The following is a 20,244-nucleotide window of genomic DNA, read 5'->3' on the forward strand; positions in this document are numbered from 1 at the left end:
GCCGCGGTCGCGCTGGCGCCTTCGCCGCCCGCCGGGCTGACCGCGTTCGGCGCGGGGTCGAGCTCCTGCAGGCGCGGGTCCTTGAGCAGGGCCTCGAGCATCGGCCACAATTCAAGCTCGGTGAAACGATCCTCGAATTCCTTGTACGAGAAGTCGTGACGTCCAAGACGATTGAGCAGGTTTGATGCGTCAACTCTCATGCGATGCCCCTGGTAATTTCCCGTAACCAATCGCATGCAATGGTTAACATTGTCTTGAGTGGGGCGGCGATGTGGTTCAATTCGCCGTGGTTTTGCGGGGCTTCCGGGGGATTGCCGCGCGCTCACCGCAAGGGTGCCAGCCCGTGCTAGAGGGGCTTCGTAAGGAAATCCTAAACCTTGAATGCTAGTCCCACGATCACCTTGCGAGTTGCGTGATCGAGGACGATGGACAGCCAGCAGACCTACCATTTCGATGGCACCGATGGCCGCTTCGACGGGGTCGACATGAGCGACGCCGTGTTGCCCGCGTGCCTCCTGGCACCGCTCGAAGGACCGCAGGAAACCGACGATTGTGAAGCCGAAGTCGCTGCGGACAGCTATTCGTATGCGGGACTGATGACGATGGGAATGCGGGGAGGCAGCGCGATGGCGGGAATGGGAACGCGCACCGAAGCGCGGCGCAAGAAGCGGCCGGTGCTGATCCTGGCCGACGACGAGCGCGAGGCGGCCCGTCGCCAGCTCGACGTCATCGCCGTGCAGGACTTCTCCGAGAACACGTTCGTCGAGCGCACGCCGGCCGCGCCGGTGCTTGGCGCGCTGGCGGGGCAGAACGCCTGTCGGGTCGATTCGCCTGATGGGTTCGGCCCTGATGGGCTGGACGAACAGGCTCCGGCGGCGCGAACCGCGCTCGAGGCGTTTACGCACTGGGATGCCGAAGAGGCCGTCCCAGAGGCGGACCCGTTTGCCCTCGCAGCGAATCGGGGTCGCGTCCCGGTCGACTTCGGTGCCTTCGAGCCGCCCCATGCCACCGACGCCAACGCCGCCGATCGCGCGGCGAACGCGGGCAAAGTCGAGACGCCGCTCTCCTACACCGTGCCCGCCTGGAACACGCTCGACGAGGAACCTGAAGGCGACGAAGAGGAAGGGCTCGACGAGGGCGCCTACGCACCGCTCGCCGCGCATTACGCGCAAGATGCGAACGGCGAACCCGATTACGCGCCGGACGATTTCGCGCACGAATACGCAGGCGGCGCTGCGGATGCGTTTGCCTCGCTGGCCGCGCCTTCGCACGCCAGCTGGACGGCGCAACCCGCGCACGAACCTGTCGCCGTACCGGTGCCCGACGTGATGTCCGAGACGATCAATGTCGCGCCGCCGGTGGTCTGGCCCGAGGCCGAACCGGTCATGCCCGCGCCGCTGCCCGCCCCCCGTGTGGCCCAGGCGCGTGCAGGCCATGCCTTGCGCGCGCGGGTGCGCAGCGAAACACCGCCCGAGCCGGTGCGCCCTTCGCTTATGGGGGCGCTGCTCGCCTGGCTGGGACGGCTGTTCCGGGGCTCCTGACCCCCTGTAAGACGCGCGCGGTGATGGTCGTCGTGGTCGTCGCCTGACGCCTGCGCGGGTTTACGCCGCGCGGTGCGCCAGCGCGTCGATCCGTGCGGCGCAGATGGCTTCGTAGGCGGCGAACAGTTCTTCGAAGTGGGCGTCCATCGTGCGCGTGTGCCCGCTCGGTTGCGGGCGGGTTTGCGCTACCTGGCGAATGGCCTGGGCGGCCGAGGCGGGATCGCCGCTGCGATAGGTCAGCCCGGCGCCATCGGCGGCGTGATCGGCACCGCCGCCAAGGTCGGGCAGGATGGCGAAGGTGCCGCTCGCACGCGCTTCGGCGGCGGCCATGCAGTACGTTTCGGCTTCGCAGCCATGGACCAGAGCATCGGCGCTCGCCATGATCCGGGCAAAATGCGTGCGGTCGCGTTCGGGCTCGAACAGGCGGATATGCGGGTTGCCCGCAATGGTGCGCAGGATCGTGCGCTTCTCGCGCCCTTCGCCGAGCAGGACGAGCCCGATCGGGCGATCGTGGCTGGCCGCGTTGACCGCGTCGATCACCAGCGGCCAGCGTTTTTCGGGGGCGAGGCGGCCGACGCCCAGCAGCAGGGTGGCGCTGTCGGGCAGCTCGCAGGCGGCGAGCAGCTGCGCGCGCAAGGCAGGATCGCGCAACGCGGGCGAGAACACGCCCGGCTGGACGCCCATCGGGATTGTCGTGGTGTGCGCCACGCCGCCATCGGCGAGGCGGCGCGAGAGGCTGGCGTTGGCGCTCACCACCAGGTCGAAGCGGCGGCTGTGGCGGCGCAGGTGCTCCCAGAAGGCGTTGAACTGGCGATCGATCGTCTCGCGCGAGAACACGTCGCCCAGCCAGCGGTAGGCGTAGGCGGAGAGCGGATCGGCGTGCATGACGAGGCTGCGGGGGGCAGGGCCGGGCCACTGTGCGACTTGTCCGGCGCTGCGCCAGGGTGAAGCGGATTCGACGAAATCGGGGGCGAGCGCGAAGAGCGCCTGGTGCAGCTGGCGTTCGCTTGCAAAATACCAGTACTTGCGGTCGAGCGGGAAGCGCGGGCTCTTGAGCGTGACGATGCGCGCGTTCGGCCCGCGTTCGATCACCCTGTCCTCGTCTCCGGGAGCGAGGATCACGATTTCGTGCCCCAGTTGGGGGCCGATGCGCATTTTCTGTTCGACATAAGTGCGCACGCCGCCGCCGAAGGGCGAGTAGAAGGCGCAGACGTCCACGATCCGCATGTGACTGGTTACCTCGTTGCTGGCCGGCCCCCCCGGCCCGTTCGCGCCCCCGTCCCTTTCCGTCGGGCGCTTGGGTCAATCCGGGCCGAGCGGTCCCATGCCCAGCCCGCGCCGGTAGTTTATCACGATCGTGATCGGGGTGGGGTAGTTGCCCGCCTGCGCGCTCGCCGCGAGGGCTTTTGGCTTGCCCCAGCCCAGCTTGGGATTGCGTGCGAAACCGATGCCATCGTACGTCCACTTGAACTTGCGGTCGTTGTCGCGATCGTGGAGCACGGTGACGGCGTAAGTGCCGGGGGCGGGCAGGCGCACGCACAGCTGCGGGGTGCCGGTGGCGGGCACCGGCTCGACCACGCGGCGGAAGGTCTTGCCCGCCGCCACCAGCACGTTGTCGTCCGCCAGGAAGTCGGTGTCGTTGGCCGGATAGACTTCGAGCTTGAGCGAGCCCTGGCGATCCTTCAGCCCCTTGATCGAAACGAGGAAGGCCGGGCCGCGCTCGTTGGGGCGGCACTTGCCTTCGGCCTGGCCGAGATCGGGCGTGGAGGGCAGGCGCGTGGCGGCATCGGCCCCGCTTGCCGCGCCCGCGGCCACGAAAGCCAGCGCGCACGGGGGCAGCAGGAGGGCCCGGAGGCTGGCGGACATCACGATTTCTTCTCCGGGTTGATGAGGTCGTGAAGCGCAAGCGCGGTGCCCAGCAGCAGGTGCGCGGCCAGGATGATGCCCGCCATCAGCGCCATCAGCGCGCCGATCTCGCGTTCGTGCCCGAGCGCGAGCACCGCGACACCGGCGAACAGCAGGTCCTTGTTGGGCACGAAGGGCAGGCGCGAGACGAGCAGGCGCAAGGTTGCCATGTAGAGCCACCAGGACAGCGCCACCTGCGGCAGCGCTAGGTGCCACAGCACCGCGTTGAGCAGCGTCGAGCCGGTGATGCGCGCAAGGTGGAACCGGGTGATCGCGACAAGGTCCTGGCGCGGAAGCGAGAACACCCGCCGGCGGAAGATCATCGCCGCGATCGAGACCGCCAGAATGACCGCGAGCGACCAGATCAACAGGTTCGCATCGACCCCGAGCGTGTGCGAGCCGAGCACGGGTAGCATGATCGCCAGCAGCGCCACGGTAACCGCGTTGCCGGTCATCGCCGAGAGGATGGCGACGTCCTTGATCGCCCCGAACGGCGCGGCCGCGAGCGTCACGCGGCGCCGCGCCCAGGTGTAGAAATAGGCTTCGCCCAGGTATCCCAGCAGAAGCTCGTTGTAGACCTTCTTGCGCAGCAGCGCGAGCATTCCGGCCGGCGGAATGGCCCAGAGACGGCGGAAGATCATCCAGTCGGTGGCCGGGTTGATGAAGTAGGAGGCCGCGAACGCGATCCAGAACAACGGGGAGCGCGGGATCATCGCGATGATCGTGCTCAGGTGGAAACTGCGCAGCTCGGCCAGCACCGCGCCGATCACGGCGAGCGAGAGGACGAGCGAAATGAGCGTGTTGCGCCCGCGCGCGCTGTCCCGGTCCTGCGGGGTCAGCGTGATCGCGGGCATCGCGCTTACGGCGCCGCCCGCAGCGCTCAGAGCGGCCGTGGCGGGAAGCGCGTTGGGAAGCAGTGCAGCTGGTTCAGGCACGGATGGTTTCTCCGGTTCGCCACGGGGTCTCAGTGCGCCACGGTCCGGCAGGCACGCGTGGAGGCGGCATCGTCCTCGCGGCGCGCCGGGCCGGAAGGCGGATCGTGTGGTTTGGGGCCGTTCTCGTTGGCGCTGGTGCGCACGAGTTCGGTCATCATCTCGATGTAGCGGGCGGCCGCTCCTTCGATTTCGTAGGCGGCGGCGCAGGCGCGGGCGCGCGCCGGCTGGGGCTCGAACTGGCGCAGGTCGAGCAGCCCTTGCGCAAAGGCGTCCTCGGCTCCGGTCGGCACGAGGATGCCGGTGCGTCCGGTCTCGATCAGGCTGGCCATGCTCACGCAGCAATCGGTGGCGAGCACCGGCAGTCCCGCAGCCAGCGCTTCGACGACGACGCCGGGCAGCCCTTCGTAGTCCGAACTGAGCACCAGCGCGTCGGCTTGGGCGAGCAGCGCGTCGATGCTGGCGAGGTGCCCGGCGAGATGGACTTGCCCTGCGATGCCGAGCTCACGGCAGGTCTGTTCGATCGCTGTGCGTTCGGGGCCTTCGCCGGCGATGGTCAGGCGATCCTCGGGCCGGGCGGCGCGGGCGAAGGCCCTGAGCAGGAGCGGATAGTTCTTCTGCGCGACGAGCCGTCCCGCCGCGAGGTAGTGCATGCTCCAGACCGAACGCGGGGCGTGCGCGATCCGGGCCAGGCGCTTGAGGCGACGGCGGGCAAGCACCGGGTTGGCGATCGTGCGCACGCGGTCGGGCCGGGCTCTTGTGAGCGTGCGGATTTCGCGCTGCATCGGCTCGCTCAGCGCCACCAGCCGGTCGAACAGCGCGCCCTGCAGGCGCAGCCAGACGCCGTAGCCGCGCCGCACGGGCAGGGGCATGTCGGGGCGGTGCAGTGCGTTGCTGACCTTGAGCACCAGTGGCGGGGTCCGCTCGCCGCGCAGCAGCTTCATCGCCGCCGCGACGATCGCATAAGTGTTGCCGGGGCAGAACAGCACGTCGACCTCGTGCGTGCGCAAGTAGCGGTAGAGCGTGTTGACCATCCACGGGGTTTCCCAGGAGGCGGTCGAAAAACGGGTGGGAATACGCCAGGTGCGCAGCGCCGGGGCGCTGCACAGCGCCGCGCTTTCCGAACGGCCAAGCACGATCGTCACGTCATGCCCGCAACGGTCCCACTCGCAGGCCAGACCGATCGCGACGCGTTCGACGCCGCCGGGGGCCAGACTGTGAATGGGAATCGCGATGCGCAACGTTCGCTCGCTCTTCGTGGACAAAACAGAGGGTACCTGCATGCTCATCCTGGGCTCGGATCCTGTCGGGGTAATCGGGTACGAACAGGAACCAGACGACGGTTGAAGGGGTAGCTGCGCCCTATTGCCGTCGTATGTCGGTACCGTGACTACGCGGCTCTCGTCGCAACATCGACATTTCGCGAGGCTGAACGTGCGGGCGGCGTGCGGGCGGCGCGAAAGGGGGCATGATTCTACGCCAGCAGGTCGGCGTAACGGCCCGGCCGGTGGCTGCGCACGAAGCGCGCCAGCGTCGCGTCGATGCTGGCCAGCAGCGCGGCCTTGGTGGTGTCGCCCGGATGCACGGCAAGGCGCACGCAAGGCAGCGCGCCGAGCGCGCCGCGGGCCAGCGCTGCAAAGGCCAGCGAGGAGGCCGTGCGCGCGCGCGAACGGCTCGCCCAGGTGATGACCGGCCCCTTGGCGAGCACCGCGTCGGTGCGCGCGTCCCAGACTTTCCAGTGGTCTTCGGCAAGCGCGAATCCGGCCTGGCGCAGCGCGGCCATGGCGCCTTCGCCATAGAGCCAGGCGGGCGCGATGAAGCCCGCTGCGGGGCGCCCGATGATATCCTCGATCAGCGCCTTGCCATCGCGCATGCGTTGCAGCGCGGTGGCCGTGTCGAGGCCGAGGAACTCGCCTTCGCCTGCGGTCATGTGGCGCGCCTTGAAGCTGGCCGCGCCGTGGTGCGTGGCGGTGTCGCGGTGATACCAGCCGTGGACGAACATCTCGATCCCCTCGTCGGCCCAGGCGCGCAGGCGGGTCTGGAAGGCGCGCGCGTCGCGCAAGGGATGGTTGCCCCAGTGGTCGGGGACGACGAGCATGGCGAAGCGGCGTTCGCCCAGGCGCTGCTCGAACAGGTCGATGAGCTGTTCGACGGCAGTGAATGAACCGGGGCCGACATCATGGATCGAGGCCAGGAGGCGTTTGGAGCGGGGCACGGGCGGTGAGCACTCTTTCGGACAGGACCGGCGGCGCGAAGGCAGCGACCGGCCCATGGAAGGGGAGCGCAGGACATGCGCAGGCGTGTCTATACCGGGGCTGAATTACGCCGCGAAGACGGCCGTGTCGCACGATTTTCGCGGCTGGAGGGAAGGGCGGGGCATGGCCGTGGCAGGCACAGGGCCACGGCCGAAGGCGGGCGCAAGCGCGGGTCGTGCCAATGTTGCGCCAATGTCGCGCGGGCGATGCGTGGGTGTAACGAAAATGACTTCGAAGTGACGGCAAGGGTTCAGAAACAGCGCGCACATGGCGCCTCGACACGAACCAGATCAGGGGGCCTTCTACCGTGCCGACACTTACACTGCGCTGCGCCATAAGTCTTGGCGCCAGTTTCCTTGCGCTCGCCAGCGCGAACACCGCGCTCGCCAATGACGCCGACGCGGATGCTGCAGATGCCGCGCTGTCGACCGACGCGATCGTCGTCACCGGTTCGCGCACGACCTACAACAACACGACGACCACGCCCGAGATGCTCCAGGCCGCCGCGCCCGTCACCTCGGTGCTCGACGTCGTCGACACGCTTCCGGGCGTCCAGATCCAGCAGGGCGATGCCTTCGGCTTCGACGACTGGTCGACCGCGATCAGCGTGCGTGGTTTCCAGACCAACCTCGACCAGCAGCAGGTCGGCATGACTATCGACGGGATGCCCAACGGCGGCTCGAACTACGGCGGCGGCTCGAAGGCCAACCGCTACATCGACACGATGAACGTGGGCTCGGTCTCGGTCGCGCAAGGCACGGCGGACATCGCCTCGCGCTCGAACGAGGCGCTGGGCGGCACGATCGACTTCAAGACCAGTGACCCGCTCGACACGCGCCGCCTGCGCCTGTCGGGCTCGGTCGGCGATTACCAGGCGCGCCGCTATTACGCGCGCTTCGACACCGGCCTGCTGTTTGACGGACTGGCCAAGGCGTGGATTTCCTATTCGCACCAGCAGGCGACCGACTGGATGGAAGGTTCGGCGAGGAACAACCGCGACACCGTCGAGGCCAAGTTCATCGTCGATACCCCGGTCAAGATCACCAGCTACATCTCGTGGGACAAGGCGCACGAGAACAACTACGATCAGGTCTATTCGGCCGCGCAGTTCGCCGCCTATCCGCAGACTGACGGATTGGTCGGGGTGTGGTCGGGCGTGCCCTATCAGGACCAGGCCTATCGCCAGGTCTGGGCGACGCTGCGCGAGAATTTCTTCGCCTACGTCAAGGCCGATACGACGATCGCGGACATGTTGGACCTGCAGGGCGGGGTCTACTACCACGACATGGCCGGGCGCGGTGACTGGGCGCCGCCCTATGTCGTGAATGTGACGGACGATGGCACCGGCAACGCCGAAAGCGAGCTTTCGGGCACCACCACGGTCAAGGGCGGTTCGGCGCTCGGCTATATCTATTACACCGATGCCAACAAGGTGGCGCTGAGCGCCGCGTCGGGCTGCACCGGCTCGCTGACCTATCCCTATGGCGGAACGACCAATGGCAGCTACGATCCGGCCTGCTATGCCTCGGGCGCGGTCGGCGCGATGTCCTACCGGCACACCCATTACCGCAAGGATCGTCTCGGTTTCACCGGCGATGCGACGCTGCGCACGCGGCTTGGCGCGCTCGACAACACGCTGCGTGGCGGCGTGTGGTACGAAGACACCNTTTCACCGGCGATGCGACGCTGCGCACGCGGCTTGGCGCGCTCGACAACACGCTGCGTGGCGGCGTGTGGTACGAAGACACCCACCGGCGCGAATGGCGGGACTGGCACGCGGTGATCGATACCGCCTCGGGCCCGGAATATTATGCCCAGCCCTACTGGATCCAGTACGATCGCAAGTACCCGCAGGACACCTTCAAGTGGTATCTGGAGGACAAGGTCGAGCTGGGGCCGGTCACCGCGAACGTCGGGATCAAGCAGTTCTCCAACCACATCGACCGCATCGACCTGTTCGGTGACAGCGAAGACACCAGCCTGTCCTCCAAGTCCAAGGTGCTGTTCTCGGGCGGCGTCCAGATCGAGCCGGTGGCTGGGCTCGACCTGTTCGGCGGCTACGCTGAAAACTTCAAGGCGCTGACCGACGGCCTGCTCGAATACGCCAACGCCGACTTTGGCGAGATCAAGCCGGAAACCTCGCAGAACTGGGAAGTGGGCGTGCGCTACGACAGCCGCCTGATCCAGGCGTCGGCAACCTGGTTCAAGGCGAAGTTCTCCAATCAGGTGATCTACGTCTCGAGCTCGACCGAGGCGGGGCCGGACTACCTTTCCGAAGGCGACGGAACCTTCTTCAACGCGGGCGGTATCGATTCGCAAGGCATCGAGCTGCTCGCCAACCTGCGCCCGACGCCCCGTCTCAACCTCTATGGTTCGTTCACGTATACCGACGCGACCTATCGTGGCACCGGCAACGCGACGCTCGACGAGGAGCAGGGCGTGACCCCCGGCAACCGCGTGGCGGGCATCCCCGAATATATGTGGGTGCTGTCCGCCAACTACCGGCTTGGCCCGGTGTCGCTGGGGGTTACCGGCAAGTACACCGGCAACCGCTTCGTCAACGCCGACAACAGCTGGGTGGCGAAGAACTATTTCCTCACCGACCTCACCGCCAGCGCGCACGGCGCTGACCTTTCGAACTGGCTCAAGGGGCTCGACTTCTCGATGAGCATCACCAACCTCACCGACGAGAGCTACCTCGGCGGTATCTCGGGCGACTACGCCTGGATCGGCGCGGGGCGCACGGCGGTGTTCACGATGACCGCCGACTTCTGATCGCGACAGGCGGTGCGAGGGCGGGCCGCTTCCCCGACCGGGGAGGCGGCCTTCTTCGTTGGGGCGCTCACGTCGTGCTGGCGAGCGTCGCCGCGATCCAGTCCATCACCAGCCGCACGCGGGCGGGCACCTGGCGCTGGCTGGGATAGAGCAGCGAGAGGGGCGTTGGCACAGGGCGGTAGTCGGCCAGCACCTCGATCAGCGCGCCGCTCGCCAGGTCCCCCGCGAGGCCATGGCGCGGGGCTTGCAGGAGCCCGAGCCCCAGTCGCGCCGCAGCGGCATAGGAATCCGCGCCGTTGACCAGCAGGCGTGCGGGCAGCAGCACCTCGCGCGTGCGCCCCTCCTGCCGGAATTCGAGCGGGAGCACCTGCCCCGTGCGTGAGGAGACGAAGCCGATCGCCTGATGCCCGGCGCGCTCGTCCAGCAGATCCTCCGGCGTGGTCGGGGTGCCGTGCGCGGCGAGATAGGCGGGGCTGGCGCAGGTCACTTCCTCCATCGTGCCCAGCGGCCGGGCGATCATGTCGCTGTCGCTCAGCGCTCCTGCGCGCACCACGCAGTCCACGCCTTCGCGCACCAGGTCGACGAAGCGTTCGCCTTCGCCAAGGTACACCGTGAGCTGCGGATGGCGGGCCAGGAAAGCGGGCAGGGCGGGCAGCAGCGTGGCGCGCGCCAGCCGCCCGGCGATGTCGATCCGTACGATCCCGGCAACCGTGCCGCCCACGTTGCGCTCGGCATCCTCGACATCGGCAAGGATGGCGCGGCAGCGCTGGTAGAACGCCTCCCCCTCGGCCGAAGGGCGAACATGGCGTGTGGTGCGGTGGAGCAGCCGTGCGCCGAGACGCTTCTCGAGCGTCTGGATCGTCGCGGTGGCGACAGGCCGCGAGATGCCAAGGCTGGCCGCCGCCGCGCTGAAACTGCCGCGATCGACGATCCGCACGAAGAGCTCGAAGCTGGTCAGGCGGTCCATGATTTTATTCGGCTTGGCAAAACAATGATGTCCGATCTGCGCGTCTTATTTGCGCTGATGGGAACATTAGATCGGAGGCCTGTCAACCAAGGAGCTTTCCGATGAGCGCTGCAACCCAACTTACGCCCCTCCATCCCGAACGGCGGATCGCCGTGGTCACCGGCGGCAGCCGGGGGCTCGGCCGCGCCAGCGTCGAGGCGCTGGCCGCGCGCGGGGTCTGGTCGATCTTCACCTACAATTCCAACGAAGCGGCCGCGCAGGAGGTTGTCGCGGCGGTCGAAGCGGCGGGTGCGCGCGCTGCGGCGCTGCAGCTCGATACCTCGGACACCGCAGCCTTTCCCGCTTTCGCCAAGGCGCTGGCGGGCGTGTTGGTGGACTGGGACGCGGACCATTTCGACTATCTGGTCAACAACGCAGGGACCGCGCACCACGCCCCGATCGAGGCGGTGAGCGAAGCCGATTTCGACGCGCTCTACCGCATCCACGTCAAGGGCGTGTTCTTCCTTACCCAGACGCTGCTGCCGCTGCTGGCCGATCGCGGGCGGATCGTCAATGTGTCCTCGGGGCTCACCCGCTTCAGCTTTGCGGGCAGCGCGGCCTATGCCGCGATGAAGGGCGCGGTCGAGGTGATGACGCGCTACTTCGCGGCGGAACTTGGCAAGCGGGGGATCACCGCGAACACCGTGGCGCCGGGCGCGATCGCGACCGACTTCAGCGGCGGTCTGGTACGCGACAATCCGCAGATCAACGCCCGGATCGCGGGCGCGACGGCGCTCGGCCGGGTGGGCGAGGCCGAGGACATCGGCCCGATGATCGCCAGCCTGCTGCGCGAGGAGAACCGCTGGATCAACGCCCAGCGGATCGAAGTCTCGGGCGGGATGGTGGTTTGAACCACGTGATCTGAGGGGGTAATTCGCTTGAAATGGTGCCGGTTGCAGGAGTCGAACCCGCGGCCTGATGATTACAAATCAACTGCTCTACCAGCTGAGCTAAACCGGCCCGTTTCAAGCGAGAGGCGCCCTTACCAAGCCTTGGGGGGCTTGGTCCAGCGCGATTTTGACCCTTGCGGCAAAAAGCGCGACCGGGCTCAGCTATCCTTGCCTTCGTGCGCGGCTTTCCAGTCCTCGAAGCGGGGGCGGGGCATGTCGAACAGGTCGGTCTGGCGCGCGTACCAGCCCCCGCCGTGCATGCGCGCGACGAGATCGAGCCCGAGGGTGTCGACATGGAGCCGCTCGGGATCGGCCAGTCCGTCGGCGATATGAAAGTGGAGCACTTCGCCCAGCACGATCGTCGAGGTTCCCGCCGGGATCGCCTGGTGCAGGCGGCACTCCATGGCCACCGGCGCTCCGGCGAGGCGGGGCGGGGTGACCTGCGTGCTGGGCTCGGTTTCGAGCGCGGCCATGGCGATCTCGTCGTAATCGGCCGGCGCGTCGATGCAGGTCAGGTTCATGGCGTGGGCCATGGCTTCACTGACCAGATGGACGACGAATTCGCCGGTCTCCAGAATGTTCGCAGCGGTGTCCTTGAGACTGCCATCGGGGCGCTGCATGATGCCGATCGCGAGCAGCGGCGGGTTGGCGCCCATGGCGTTGAAGAAGCTGAAGGGTGCCGCGTTGCGCAGGCCAGCGGCCGACTGGGTGGTGATCCAGGCGATCGGGCGCGGCGTGATGCTCGAGCCCAGCAGCTTGTAACGCTCGGCCGGGGTGAGGGTGGCGAAATCGAAATCCAAGGCGCTCTCCTGCGGGCGTGTTTTGGAGAACCCTAGGCCTAGCGGGCGCCGAAGGTCCACCCCTCGGTCGCGGCAAGCTCCGGGGTCAGTTCGGGCGGGTGCCACAGGGCCTGGCGCGCGGCGGCGCGGCGCAGCCAGGCGGCGGTGATGAGGGCATCGGCGCTGTGATCGTCGATCGGGCCTGCGGTGCCCAGCGGCGCGGCGCCGAGCGCGGTGAGCGCCTCGTCGAGCGCGGCGCGATCGGTGATCTTGGCGCGTGACGCGCTGCGGCCCGCCTCGATCGCGGCGAGCGTGGTGTAGATTTCGACCACTACGCTGCCATCGCCGGGCAGCGGGTCGATCGGCCAGACCGGCAGGTGCCCGGTCAGCCGGTGGAGCAGGCGCATCCCCGTCAGGCTCGATTTGCCGACTTGCGCGGCGCCCACAAGATTGAAGTTCGAATAGGGCTTGCAGCCCATCCGCGCCTGCGCGCGCTCGGTCACCCGCATCCGCCCGCGCCGGTCGCCATGGCCGGGGAGCAGGAAGCGGGCGCCCTCGCGTCCGCCGTGGCGGCGAAAGTAGGGGGCAAGGTCCGGATGGTCGACGAAGGAGGTGGCGCCGAGATCCGCATCGGGCGCGCAGAGCGCATCGATCATCGCCCACAAGGCCCGCGCGTCGGCGGGGCTGCCTGGCAGGTCGGGGAAGAAGGCGCCCGCATCGGCAAAGGGCAGCGCGATGCCAAGGTCCATGCCGACGAGCGTGCGTGGAGGGAGCCGGTGGGTGAGCAGGTCGAGCACGCCCACGCGCGTCCAGTGGCGGCCTTCGGGCGGGGGCAGCAAGGTGGGGACGGCCTTGCCTTGACCACACAGCGCCAAGGCGATGCCCTTGTGTCCCGCTCCGGCGCGCGCGGGCTTCGCGCCCGACCAGTCGATCGCCAGAAAGTGTTCGAAGCTTGGCCGGGTCATCCCCCGTGCCGCTCGGCCCGGCGGCGCGCCCACCAGTCGAGGCGCTTTTTCAACTCGCGTTCGAAGCCGCGTTCGTTGGGCTGGTAGAAGTCCTGCGCTTCGACATCTTCGGGCCAGTAATTGTCCCCCGAAAAGGCGTCGGGCTCGTCATGGTCGTAATGGTAGGCGCTGCCGTAGCCCAGATCCTTCATCATCGCGGTGGGCGCGTTGAGGATGTTCATTGGCGGGGCGACCGAGCCGGTCTTGCGCGCCAGTTCCATCGCCGCGCCCTTGGCGAGGTAGGAGGCGTTCGACTTGGGCGCGGTGGCGCAATAGATCACCGCCTGCGCCAGCGGCAGTTCGCCTTCGGGCAGGCCCAGGAATTCGAACGATTGCTTGGCGGCCATGACCTGCACCATCGCCTGCGGATCGGCGAGGCCGATGTCCTCGCTGGCGATCGCGGCAAGGCGGCGCAGGATGTAGAGTGGTTCCTCACCCGCAACGAGCATACGCGCCATGTAGTAGAGTGCGCTCTGCGGGTTCGAGCCGCGCACCGATTTGTGAAAGGCGGAAATGAGGTTGTAGTGCCCGTCGCGGTCCTTGTCGTAGACCGCCATGCGTCGCTGCAGGAACGCGCCTAGGCCGGCCGGATCGAGCGGCGTCTCGATCCGCGCGGAGTAAAGCGTTTCGGCCTGATTGAGCAGAAAGCGCCCGTCGCCATCGGCGGTGGCGACCAGCGCCGCGCGGGCATCGGGATCAAGCGGGAGCGGCCCTTCGAGCGCCTCGGCCTTGTCGAGGAGAGTGGACAGCGCCGCTTCGTCGAGCCGTTTGAGGACGAGCACCTGCGCGCGGCTGAGCAGGGCGGCGTTGAGCGCGAAGCTCGGGTTCTCGGTCGTCGCGCCGACGAGTGTCACGGTGCCCCGTTCGACGAAGGGCAGGAAGCCGTCCTGCTGGGCGCGATTGAAGCGGTGGATTTCGTCCACGAACAGCAGCGTGCGCTGCCCGGCGCGCGCGGCGGTTTCCGCTTCGGCGAAGGCGCGGCGCAAGTCCGCCACGCCCGAGAACACCGCCGAAACCGCGGCAAAGCGCATCCCCACCGCCGCGGCGAGCAGGCGCGCGGTGCTGGTCTTGCCGGTGCCCGGCGGGCCCCACAGGATCATCGAGGTGAGCCGTCCGGCCGCCACCATGCGCCCGATCGCGCCTTCGGGGCCGGTCAGGTGCTCCTGGCCCACCACGTCGTCGAGCGTGCGCGGGCGCAGCCGGTCGGCCAGCGGGGCGTCGGGGGCTACCTCCTGCTCGGGAGGAGAGGGGGGAAGGTCGTCTGCGAACAGGTCAGCCATGGGGGCTCTCTAGTGGATCGATTTCGACATTTGCATCCCCTGGCGGCTGGGATGGGTCTGCACATGCCAGAATCGAACCCCTAGCGCGTTCGCGCGGCGATTGCATCGTCTGCCGGCGCGAAGTACCCTGCCGCGCGCACCGGCCATGGTGGCGCGGGCGTGGAGGCGACGATGAGCGGGCAGGCAAAAGCGCCCTTGTGGTACTGGATCATCGCCCTGCTGGCGGCGTTGTGGAACGCCTATGGCTGCCTTGATTTTACCCGCACGGTCACGCGCGACAGCGCCTATCTTGCCGCTTTCCCGACCGAGATGGTCGCCTATGTCGACAGTTTTCCGCTCTGGCTGGTCGGCTGCTGGGGGCTGGGGGTGTGGGGTGGTCTGGCGGGATCGCTGCTGCTGCTGGTGCGCTCGGGCCGGGCGGTGATGGCGTTCCTGCTCTCGCTCGCCGGGCTTGCCGCAACGACCCTCTATCAGGCGCTGGACACGGTGCCCGAGGCGTTGACGCACAGCGTCGTCGACTGGGTCATGACGGGGGCGATCTGGTGCGTCGCGCTGGGGCTGCTGGGCTTTGCGATCCGCATGCGCCAGCGTGGCGTACTGGCACGCGGGCGGAACGCCTGAACCAGCGTTCCGCCCCCAAGGCCCGCTTGTTCAGCCTTTCGCCTTCTGGCGGATCAGCCGCAGGTAGGTGTCGGCCACGGCGTGGTTGATCTTGTCCCAGTCGAAATCGGCCGCGCGCGTTTCGCCCGCAGCCCCATGCGCGAGGCGCAGCGCCGGGTTTTCGATGTAGGCGCGGATCGCCTCGGCAAACTGGCGCACGGCTCCTGGCGGTACCAGGCGGCCGGAGACACCGTCGGCGACGAGGCTCTGGCTGCCGGTCGCTGCGGCGGCTACCACCGGCACCGCGCAGGCCATCGCCTCGAGCGTGACGTTGCCGAAGGTCTCGGTTACCGAAGGGTTGAACAGCAGGTCCATCGAGGCGACCGCACGGCCCAGGTCCGCGCCCTGCTGGAAGCCGACGAAGGCGCCATCGGGCAAGCGGCTCTCGAACCATTCGCGGGCCGGACCCTCGCCGATGACGATCACCTTGAACGGCACGCCGCGCCGACGCAGGTCGTCGAGCGTGTCCGAATAGACGTCGAGCCCCTTTTCCATGACCAGTCGGCCCAGAAAGCCGATCGCGACGTCATTGTCGGCAATGCCCAGAGACTGGCGCCAGGCGTTGTCGCGGCGGGCGGGATTGAACACCTCGCGGTCGACCCCGCGCGACCAGATCGTCACGTCGTAGTTCATGCGCTGCTCGCGCAGCAGCTGGGCCATCGATTCCGAAGGCGCGACGAGCGCGCTGCAGCGGCGATAGAAACGGCGCAGCACGGCCTCGATGACCGGTTCGCCCCAGGCCATGTTGTAGTAGCGCAGGTACGTCTCGAAGCGGGTGTGGACCGAGGCCAGCACCGGCAGATCGCGGTGGCGCGCCCAGGTTACCGCCTGGTGGCCGACCGGGTCGGGCGAGGAGACGTGGACGATGTTGGGCGAAAAGCGCTTGAGGTCGCGCTTGGCCTTGCCCGCCAGCAGGAGCGGGATGCGGTATTCGGCGCGGCCGGGGATCGGCACCGCGCAGACGCCGACGAGGTCGCCGGTCGGCGCGAAGGCCGGTTCCTTGACCACCGGTGCGTAGACGCGCACCTGGGCGCCCTGGCGCAGGAGGTACTCCACCAATCGGTTGAGCGCCTGGTTAGCCCCATCGCGAACGTAATTGTAGTTGCCCGAGAAAAGGGCGATGCGAAGATCGGCAATGTCCATGGTGGGCGCGCCATAGCCGCCCCCGGCGCTCTTGGCGAGGGGGCTCTGTCCGCGCGCGGGGGACGAGGACGCTTTTTGTAGCGCACAGGCCTCGTTCCGGCGCGCTTCGCGCCTTTCTTCCTCGCCCCACCGGGACTTGACGCGCGGCCCGCGCGCCAGAGCCCCGGCGGGGCGAAGCGTGCCGTTGCCGGTCACACGCGTCCTCGCCGGGGTGGTGGTGTCAGCGGTGGTCGCGATAGCGACGATCGTCGTGCCAGTCGCGATCGTGACGGCGGCGCTCGTCGTGGTGTCGATCGTAGCCGCGATCGTGGTGCCGGTCGCGCCGGTCGTAGTGACGGTCGGCCCGATAGCCACGGCCCCATTCACGGTAGTGGTCGCGGTAGTACGGCGCGTAATAGCGCGTGTAGTAGCGATCGCGGTAATAGCGGTCGGGGTAGCCTTCGTAGTAGTAGTAATAGCCCGGACGGTCGCGCAGCGTGACATAGCGGCGCGCCGAATAGCGGCTGCGGTCGTAGTAGTAGCGGTCGCCGCGGTCGGCCAGCGAGGCGCCCACGGCCAGACCCAGGATCCCGGCGCCAATCGCGATGGCGGCGGTGTCGCCGCCGTCGCGATAGTGGTCGCGTGCCATGGCCTGCGGTGCTGCGCCCGCCAGCGCGCAGGCTCCGGCCGCCGCGCCAAGGCCGATCTTGAAGGCAAGCCCTCGCAATCCCTTTTTCATGATGTCGCACTCCCTTTGTGGACTTTAAAAAGACGGGCCGAATACGGCGGGTTCGGCCGGTTTGGTGGGTCTGGAGTAGCGGCGCGGGCGTGAATGCTGACTGAATTGTTGCAACCCATTGCAATGCATCCCTCGGAGTGTCGCAAGGGCGGGGCCGGTTACCGCTATGTTGCGTCTCTATTTTGTAAAATTCCATAGCGCGGTAAGAATTTGGAAGCGGCTTGGGTGCATGGAGCGGGGGTGATGACACGCCTGCCTGCCTTGCCTCGATCGATTCTGTGCGCGCTCTTGTGTACGCTGGTCGCTGCGAGCCTGGCGTGCGGATGGCCTCGGGCGGCCCTCGCGCAGGAGGGCGCCGCTTCGCTCAAGGCCTGCCACGCGGTGACGAATGTCGAACGGCAGGTCGCCGCGGGCCCGGTGCCGGGCCTTCCGGCGTTTTCCTGTGCAGGAGAGCCTTCCGGCTATCAGCATGCCAGCTTGTGGTATCGCATCACGCCCGGGGGTGCCGAGGGCGCCAGCCAGGAACCGGTGTTGATGATCGGCAATTCGCGGTTTGATCGTCTGACCGTGTGGTTCCGCTATGCCGATGGTGCGATACGCCGGGAAGAGGTGCGCGCCGGGCACTATGGGCAGCACTGGCGCGCGGGCGGGCAGATCGCGTTCGAGCCTCCCCAGCGCGACGTGCCTTTGCGCGCGATGGTGGTGCGTTTCGATCGTCCGGCCAGCGCGTCCTTGCTGCGGCTGCGGCTGATCGACCGCGCCGAACTGAGCCGCGAATCGACCCTGCTGGCCGGACTGATCGGGGCGGCGATGACCCTGCTTGCGGTGGGCGCGCTGTTCAATTTCACGCTTGCCCTGAGCAGCCGGTTCAGCTTCTCGATCTGGCAGGCGGGCTGGGCGGTGTGCATGGTGGCCTGGGGCGCGCTGTGGTCGCAGCTTGCGTTGTTCGTCTGGCCGGGGCTGGCCGGGGCACCTTCGGCGCAGATCTGCACCGGGCTGTCGTGCCTGGCGGTCGCGCTTGCCTCATTGAGTGTGCTGACCGCGATCGAGGCGAGCTGCCTGTCCTGGCGGCTGCGCGTTCCGACGCTGGCGCTGGCGCTGCTGATCGCGGCGCTGGGCCTTCCGCTCAGCCTGCTGCGTTCCGGCCCCTTCGGCGCGCTGGGCGATGCACTGGGCGCGCTGATGCTGCTCGACCTGCTGGCGGTCAGCGCGTGCCTCGTTGCGGGGTGGCGTGCGGGCAGCCGCGAGGCGCGCTTCTATGTCGGTGCCTGGGCGGTGCCGATGGCGACGCTTGCGGTGATCGAGCTGGTCGACATCGACACCTGGTTCTACGGCGCGGGATCGCAGATCGTGATCCTGTGCGCGGCGGCGTGGCAGACCCTGTTCCTCTCGGTCGCCTCCTCGCGCGCGAGCGGGCAACTGCGCGCCGAGCGCGACCTGGCCCTGCGCGCCGAAGCGCAGGCGCGCGAACTGGCGCGGATCGACCCGCTGACGGGATTGCGCAACCGGCGCGGTTTCCAGGATGTGGTCGAGCCCATGCTGGCCCATGCCGGAGCGCGGGGCGGGCATTTCGCGTTGCTGCTGCTCGACGTCGACCGGTTCAAGGCGGTCAACGACACCTTCGGGCACGATGCGGGCGACGCGGTGCTGGTGGCCATCGCGCGGTGCCTCGATACGCGCCGCAGCGAGACCTGCCGGGTGGCCCGTCTGGGCGGTGAGGAGTTCGCGCTGGCGGTGGGCGGGCTCGAAGGGTTTGCCTTGCTGCGCTTTGCCGACGACCTGCGCCGCGCGATCGCCGCGTGCGAGCATGGCGAGGCGACCGGCGGGCAGGCGGTGACGGTGTCGATCGGCCTTGCCAGCGCGCGGCCGGGCATGACCTTCCGCGATCTTTACCGCGACGCCGACGCGGCGCTCTATGCGGCCAAGAACAGCGGGCGCAACCGTGTCGTCGCGCACCGCGATCTGGACCTTCGCGCCGGGGCGGGGGGCTGACGGCGCGATTGTCCGATGAAACGCCGCGCAAGCCCGCTGCGGCGCGTTTTCGTGCAATTGCGCAATCTGGCAACATTTCGTTACGAACCGGAAGGGCGGGGGACACCGCGCGTGTCCAGATACGATCCCAGAGATTACGAAAAGGGACGTATCGCCATGCTTACCGCCATCCTGATTGCCACGTCGGCCTTCGCGCTTCCGGCCACCGTCGAACCCACGCTCGCCCTCCATCCCAAGCGCCCGGTTCTTGCCGCCAAGGGGGTCGTTGCCGCGCGCACCCATGGTGAGGAAGCCGAAGGGGCCGCGCTCGAGCCGCGCGCTCCGGCCTGCTTCCCGCACCCGACCAAGAACGCCACCTGCCGCCACGCGCTGGCCCGCGCCAACGCATCGGCGCAACCCGCGGTGCGCTACGCCGATGCGGGCGAGGCGCGCCTCCAGGCCGACTGAGGCGGCTGCCCCCGATCCTGCCACGCTCCTGCCGCGATCCGGTCCCGGCAGGAGCGTGACGGCACGCGTTGGTTCATGCCGTTTGCCTCGCTCCCGCAGGAGCAGTATCAGGACCTGCCGTTCGACGTTCGAAGCCGATGAGTACAGCGCTTACACCTATGTCTTCCAGTCCGCTCCCCACGGGCCCCGCAACCATCCTCCTGGTCGAGGATGATGGCGCGCTTCGCACCCTGACCGCCCGCGCGCTGCGCCAGAGCGGCTTCAACGTCTTCACCGCCGCGACCGGCGCGGAGATGTGGGTGACCTTGCGCGAATCGCCGGTCAGCCTCGTCGTGCTCGACATCATGTTGCCCGGTACCAGTGGCTTCGACCTGTTCCGCCGCCTGCGCCGCGAGAGCGACATTCCGATCATCTTCATCAGCGCCCGCGGGAGCGAGGAAGACCGCGTGCTTGGCCTCGAACTGGGCGCGGACGATTATCTCGCCAAGCCCTTCAGCACCCGCGAACTGGCCGCGCGCGTCAGCGCGGTGCTGCGCCGCGGGGCGAGCACGGCCGAGACCGGCGGCGATTTGACGGGCGAGGGGCGCTCGGGCGATACCATCGTGTTCGACGGCTGGCAGCTTTCGCAGGCGCGGCGCGAGCTGCGCTCGCCCGATGGCGCGATCGTCGATCTGACCGGCGCCGAATTCGATCTGCTTTCCACGTTCCTGGGCTATCCCCAGCGCGTGCTCGGGCGCGAGCGGCTGATGGAGCTGTCGCGCTCGCGTATCGGGGACAGTTCGGACCGCAGCATCGATGTGCTGGTCAGCCGCCTGCGCCGCAAGCTCCAGACCGAAGGCGGCGATTCGCCGATCGTCACCGTGCGCGGCGTGGGCTACATGTTCCGGGCGGAAGTGGCGCGCGCCTGATGGGCGAGC

At 68.3% G+C, this 20,244-nt stretch carries 18 protein-coding genes, 1 tRNA gene and 2 pseudogenes; 8 read left to right on the top strand and 13 right to left on the bottom strand.

What is annotated here, in order from left to right; all coding sequences use genetic code 11:
- A pseudogene (locus MTR62_RS10815) lies at positions 1-200 on the bottom strand (hypothetical protein); the annotation flags it as partial.
- A gap of 225 nt (positions 201-425) precedes the next feature.
- On the opposite strand from MTR62_RS10815, the gene MTR62_RS10820 reads away from it, so the two are divergent.
- Complete coding sequence (locus MTR62_RS10820) at positions 426-1,541, top strand: hypothetical protein (RefSeq protein WP_244020665.1); 1,116 nt, start codon at positions 426-428, stop codon at positions 1,539-1,541.
- Positions 1,542-1,601: 60 nt separating this feature from the next.
- Here MTR62_RS10820 and MTR62_RS10825 read toward each other — a convergent pair whose 3' ends face one another.
- The 5 genes from MTR62_RS10825 to MTR62_RS10845 form a co-directional block, all read right to left on the bottom strand.
- Complete coding sequence (locus MTR62_RS10825; RefSeq protein WP_244020667.1) at positions 1,602-2,768, bottom strand: glycosyltransferase; 1,167 nt, start codon at positions 2,766-2,768, stop codon at positions 1,602-1,604.
- Between the two features lie 75 nt (positions 2,769-2,843).
- Positions 2,844-3,407, bottom strand: coding sequence for a DUF2141 domain-containing protein (locus MTR62_RS10830; RefSeq protein ID WP_244020669.1), 564 nt, complete (start codon positions 3,405-3,407; stop codon positions 2,844-2,846).
- Complete coding sequence (locus tag MTR62_RS10835; RefSeq protein WP_244020671.1) at positions 3,407-4,381, bottom strand: hypothetical protein; 975 nt, start codon at positions 4,379-4,381, stop codon at positions 3,407-3,409. Before MTR62_RS10835 ends, MTR62_RS10830 begins: the two co-directional genes overlap by 1 nt.
- Before the next feature lie 29 nt (positions 4,382-4,410).
- Positions 4,411-5,619 (bottom strand): glycosyltransferase, encoded by a 1,209-nt coding sequence (locus tag MTR62_RS10840; protein ID WP_244020672.1) that lies wholly within the window; start codon positions 5,617-5,619, stop codon positions 4,411-4,413.
- Positions 5,620-5,852: 233 nt separating this feature from the next.
- On the bottom strand, positions 5,853-6,593 hold the full coding sequence (locus MTR62_RS10845) for a DUF2334 domain-containing protein (RefSeq protein ID WP_244020674.1): 741 nt from the start codon (positions 6,591-6,593) through the stop codon (positions 5,853-5,855).
- 530 nt (positions 6,594-7,123) lie between these two features.
- Between MTR62_RS10845 and MTR62_RS21485 the strand changes: the two are divergent.
- Positions 7,124-7,369: pseudogene (locus MTR62_RS21485) on the top strand (TonB-dependent receptor plug domain-containing protein); the annotation flags it as partial.
- A gap of 779 nt (positions 7,370-8,148) precedes the next feature.
- A complete protein-coding gene (locus MTR62_RS10855; protein ID WP_327194400.1) occupies positions 8,149-9,408 on the top strand; it encodes a TonB-dependent receptor domain-containing protein in 1,260 nt (419 codons plus the stop codon).
- Between the two features lie 67 nt (positions 9,409-9,475).
- Here MTR62_RS10855 and MTR62_RS10860 read toward each other — a convergent pair whose 3' ends face one another.
- On the bottom strand, positions 9,476-10,375 hold the full coding sequence (locus tag MTR62_RS10860; protein WP_244020695.1) for a LysR family transcriptional regulator: 900 nt from the start codon (positions 10,373-10,375) through the stop codon (positions 9,476-9,478).
- A 101-nt stretch (positions 10,376-10,476) separates the two neighbouring features.
- On the opposite strand from MTR62_RS10860, the gene MTR62_RS10865 reads away from it, so the two are divergent.
- Positions 10,477-11,265, top strand: a complete 789-nt coding sequence (locus MTR62_RS10865) for an SDR family NAD(P)-dependent oxidoreductase (RefSeq protein WP_244020696.1) — start codon at positions 10,477-10,479, stop codon at positions 11,263-11,265.
- Positions 11,266-11,298: 33 nt separating this feature from the next.
- Here MTR62_RS10865 and MTR62_RS10870 read toward each other — a convergent pair.
- From MTR62_RS10870 to MTR62_RS10885, 4 genes are all read right to left on the bottom strand, one after another.
- Positions 11,299-11,374 (bottom strand) — tRNA-Thr (locus MTR62_RS10870).
- Positions 11,375-11,462: 88 nt separating this feature from the next.
- Positions 11,463-12,104 carry a flavin reductase family protein gene (locus MTR62_RS10875; RefSeq protein ID WP_244020698.1) on the bottom strand — a complete coding sequence of 214 codons (642 nt, stop codon included), beginning with the start codon at positions 12,102-12,104 and terminating at the stop codon, positions 11,463-11,465.
- A 38-nt stretch (positions 12,105-12,142) separates the two neighbouring features.
- Positions 12,143-13,048, bottom strand: a complete 906-nt coding sequence (locus MTR62_RS10880; protein WP_244020700.1) for a hypothetical protein — start codon at positions 13,046-13,048, stop codon at positions 12,143-12,145.
- On the bottom strand, positions 13,045-14,367 hold the full coding sequence (locus tag MTR62_RS10885) for a replication-associated recombination protein A (protein WP_244020702.1): 1,323 nt from the start codon (positions 14,365-14,367) through the stop codon (positions 13,045-13,047). Before MTR62_RS10885 ends, MTR62_RS10880 begins: the two co-directional genes overlap by 4 nt.
- Before the next feature lie 171 nt (positions 14,368-14,538).
- Here MTR62_RS10885 and MTR62_RS10890 point away from each other — a divergent pair, with 171 nt between their 5' ends.
- On the top strand, positions 14,539-14,988 hold the full coding sequence (locus MTR62_RS10890; RefSeq protein ID WP_244020703.1) for a hypothetical protein: 450 nt from the start codon (positions 14,539-14,541) through the stop codon (positions 14,986-14,988).
- Between the two features lie 30 nt (positions 14,989-15,018).
- On the opposite strand, the gene MTR62_RS10895 is transcribed toward MTR62_RS10890, so the two are convergent.
- Both MTR62_RS10895 and MTR62_RS10900 read right to left on the bottom strand, forming a co-directional pair.
- On the bottom strand, positions 15,019-16,170 hold the full coding sequence (locus MTR62_RS10895; protein ID WP_244020766.1) for a glycosyltransferase family 4 protein: 1,152 nt from the start codon (positions 16,168-16,170) through the stop codon (positions 15,019-15,021).
- Positions 16,171-16,390: 220 nt separating this feature from the next.
- Positions 16,391-16,888, bottom strand: coding sequence for a hypothetical protein (locus MTR62_RS10900; RefSeq protein ID WP_244020705.1), 498 nt, complete (start codon positions 16,886-16,888; stop codon positions 16,391-16,393).
- Between the two features lie 534 nt (positions 16,889-17,422).
- Here MTR62_RS10900 and MTR62_RS10905 point away from each other — a divergent pair.
- The 3 genes from MTR62_RS10905 (at position 17,423) to MTR62_RS10915 (ending at position 20,235) form a co-directional block, all read left to right on the top strand.
- The gene (locus tag MTR62_RS10905) at positions 17,423-18,880 is read left to right on the top strand and encodes a GGDEF domain-containing protein (protein ID WP_244020707.1); all 1,458 of its coding nucleotides are present in this window, start codon (positions 17,423-17,425) and stop codon (positions 18,878-18,880) included.
- 156 nt (positions 18,881-19,036) lie between these two features.
- A complete protein-coding gene (locus MTR62_RS10910) occupies positions 19,037-19,327 on the top strand; it encodes a hypothetical protein (protein WP_244020709.1) in 291 nt (96 codons plus the stop codon).
- Positions 19,328-19,485: 158 nt separating this feature from the next.
- Positions 19,486-20,235 (top strand): response regulator transcription factor, encoded by a 750-nt coding sequence (locus MTR62_RS10915; protein ID WP_244020712.1) that lies wholly within the window; start codon positions 19,486-19,488, stop codon positions 20,233-20,235.
- Positions 20,236-20,244: the final 9 nt, after the last annotated feature.

It is taken from the genome of Novosphingobium organovorum (genome assembly GCF_022832435.1).
Classification (GTDB): domain Bacteria; phylum Pseudomonadota; class Alphaproteobacteria; order Sphingomonadales; family Sphingomonadaceae; genus Novosphingobium; species Novosphingobium organovorum.

Coding starts and splice junctions, on each gene's coding strand:
- MTR62_RS10820 (WP_244020665.1), top strand. CDS start 426: ATGGACAGCCAGCAGACCTACCATTTCGATGGCACCGATGGCCGCTTC.
- MTR62_RS10825 (WP_244020667.1), bottom strand. CDS start 2,768: ATGCGGATCGTGGACGTCTGCGCCTTCTACTCGCCCTTCGGCGGCGGC.
- MTR62_RS10830 (WP_244020669.1), bottom strand. CDS start 3,407: ATGTCCGCCAGCCTCCGGGCCCTCCTGCTGCCCCCGTGCGCGCTGGCT.
- MTR62_RS10860 (WP_244020695.1), bottom strand. CDS start 10,375: ATGGACCGCCTGACCAGCTTCGAGCTCTTCGTGCGGATCGTCGATCGC.
- MTR62_RS10865 (WP_244020696.1), top strand. CDS start 10,477: ATGAGCGCTGCAACCCAACTTACGCCCCTCCATCCCGAACGGCGGATC.
- MTR62_RS10880 (WP_244020700.1), bottom strand. CDS start 13,048: ATGACCCGGCCAAGCTTCGAACACTTTCTGGCGATCGACTGGTCGGGC.
- MTR62_RS10885 (WP_244020702.1), bottom strand. CDS start 14,367: ATGGCTGACCTGTTCGCAGACGACCTTCCCCCCTCTCCTCCCGAGCAG.
- MTR62_RS10890 (WP_244020703.1), top strand. CDS start 14,539: ATGAGCGGGCAGGCAAAAGCGCCCTTGTGGTACTGGATCATCGCCCTG.
- MTR62_RS10895 (WP_244020766.1), bottom strand. CDS start 16,170: ATGGACATTGCCGATCTTCGCATCGCCCTTTTCTCGGGCAACTACAAT.
- MTR62_RS10900 (WP_244020705.1), bottom strand. CDS start 16,888: ATGAAAAAGGGATTGCGAGGGCTTGCCTTCAAGATCGGCCTTGGCGCG.
- MTR62_RS10905 (WP_244020707.1), top strand. CDS start 17,423: ATGATCGGCAATTCGCGGTTTGATCGTCTGACCGTGTGGTTCCGCTAT.
- MTR62_RS10910 (WP_244020709.1), top strand. CDS start 19,037: ATGCTTACCGCCATCCTGATTGCCACGTCGGCCTTCGCGCTTCCGGCC.
- MTR62_RS10915 (WP_244020712.1), top strand. CDS start 19,486: ATGTCTTCCAGTCCGCTCCCCACGGGCCCCGCAACCATCCTCCTGGTC.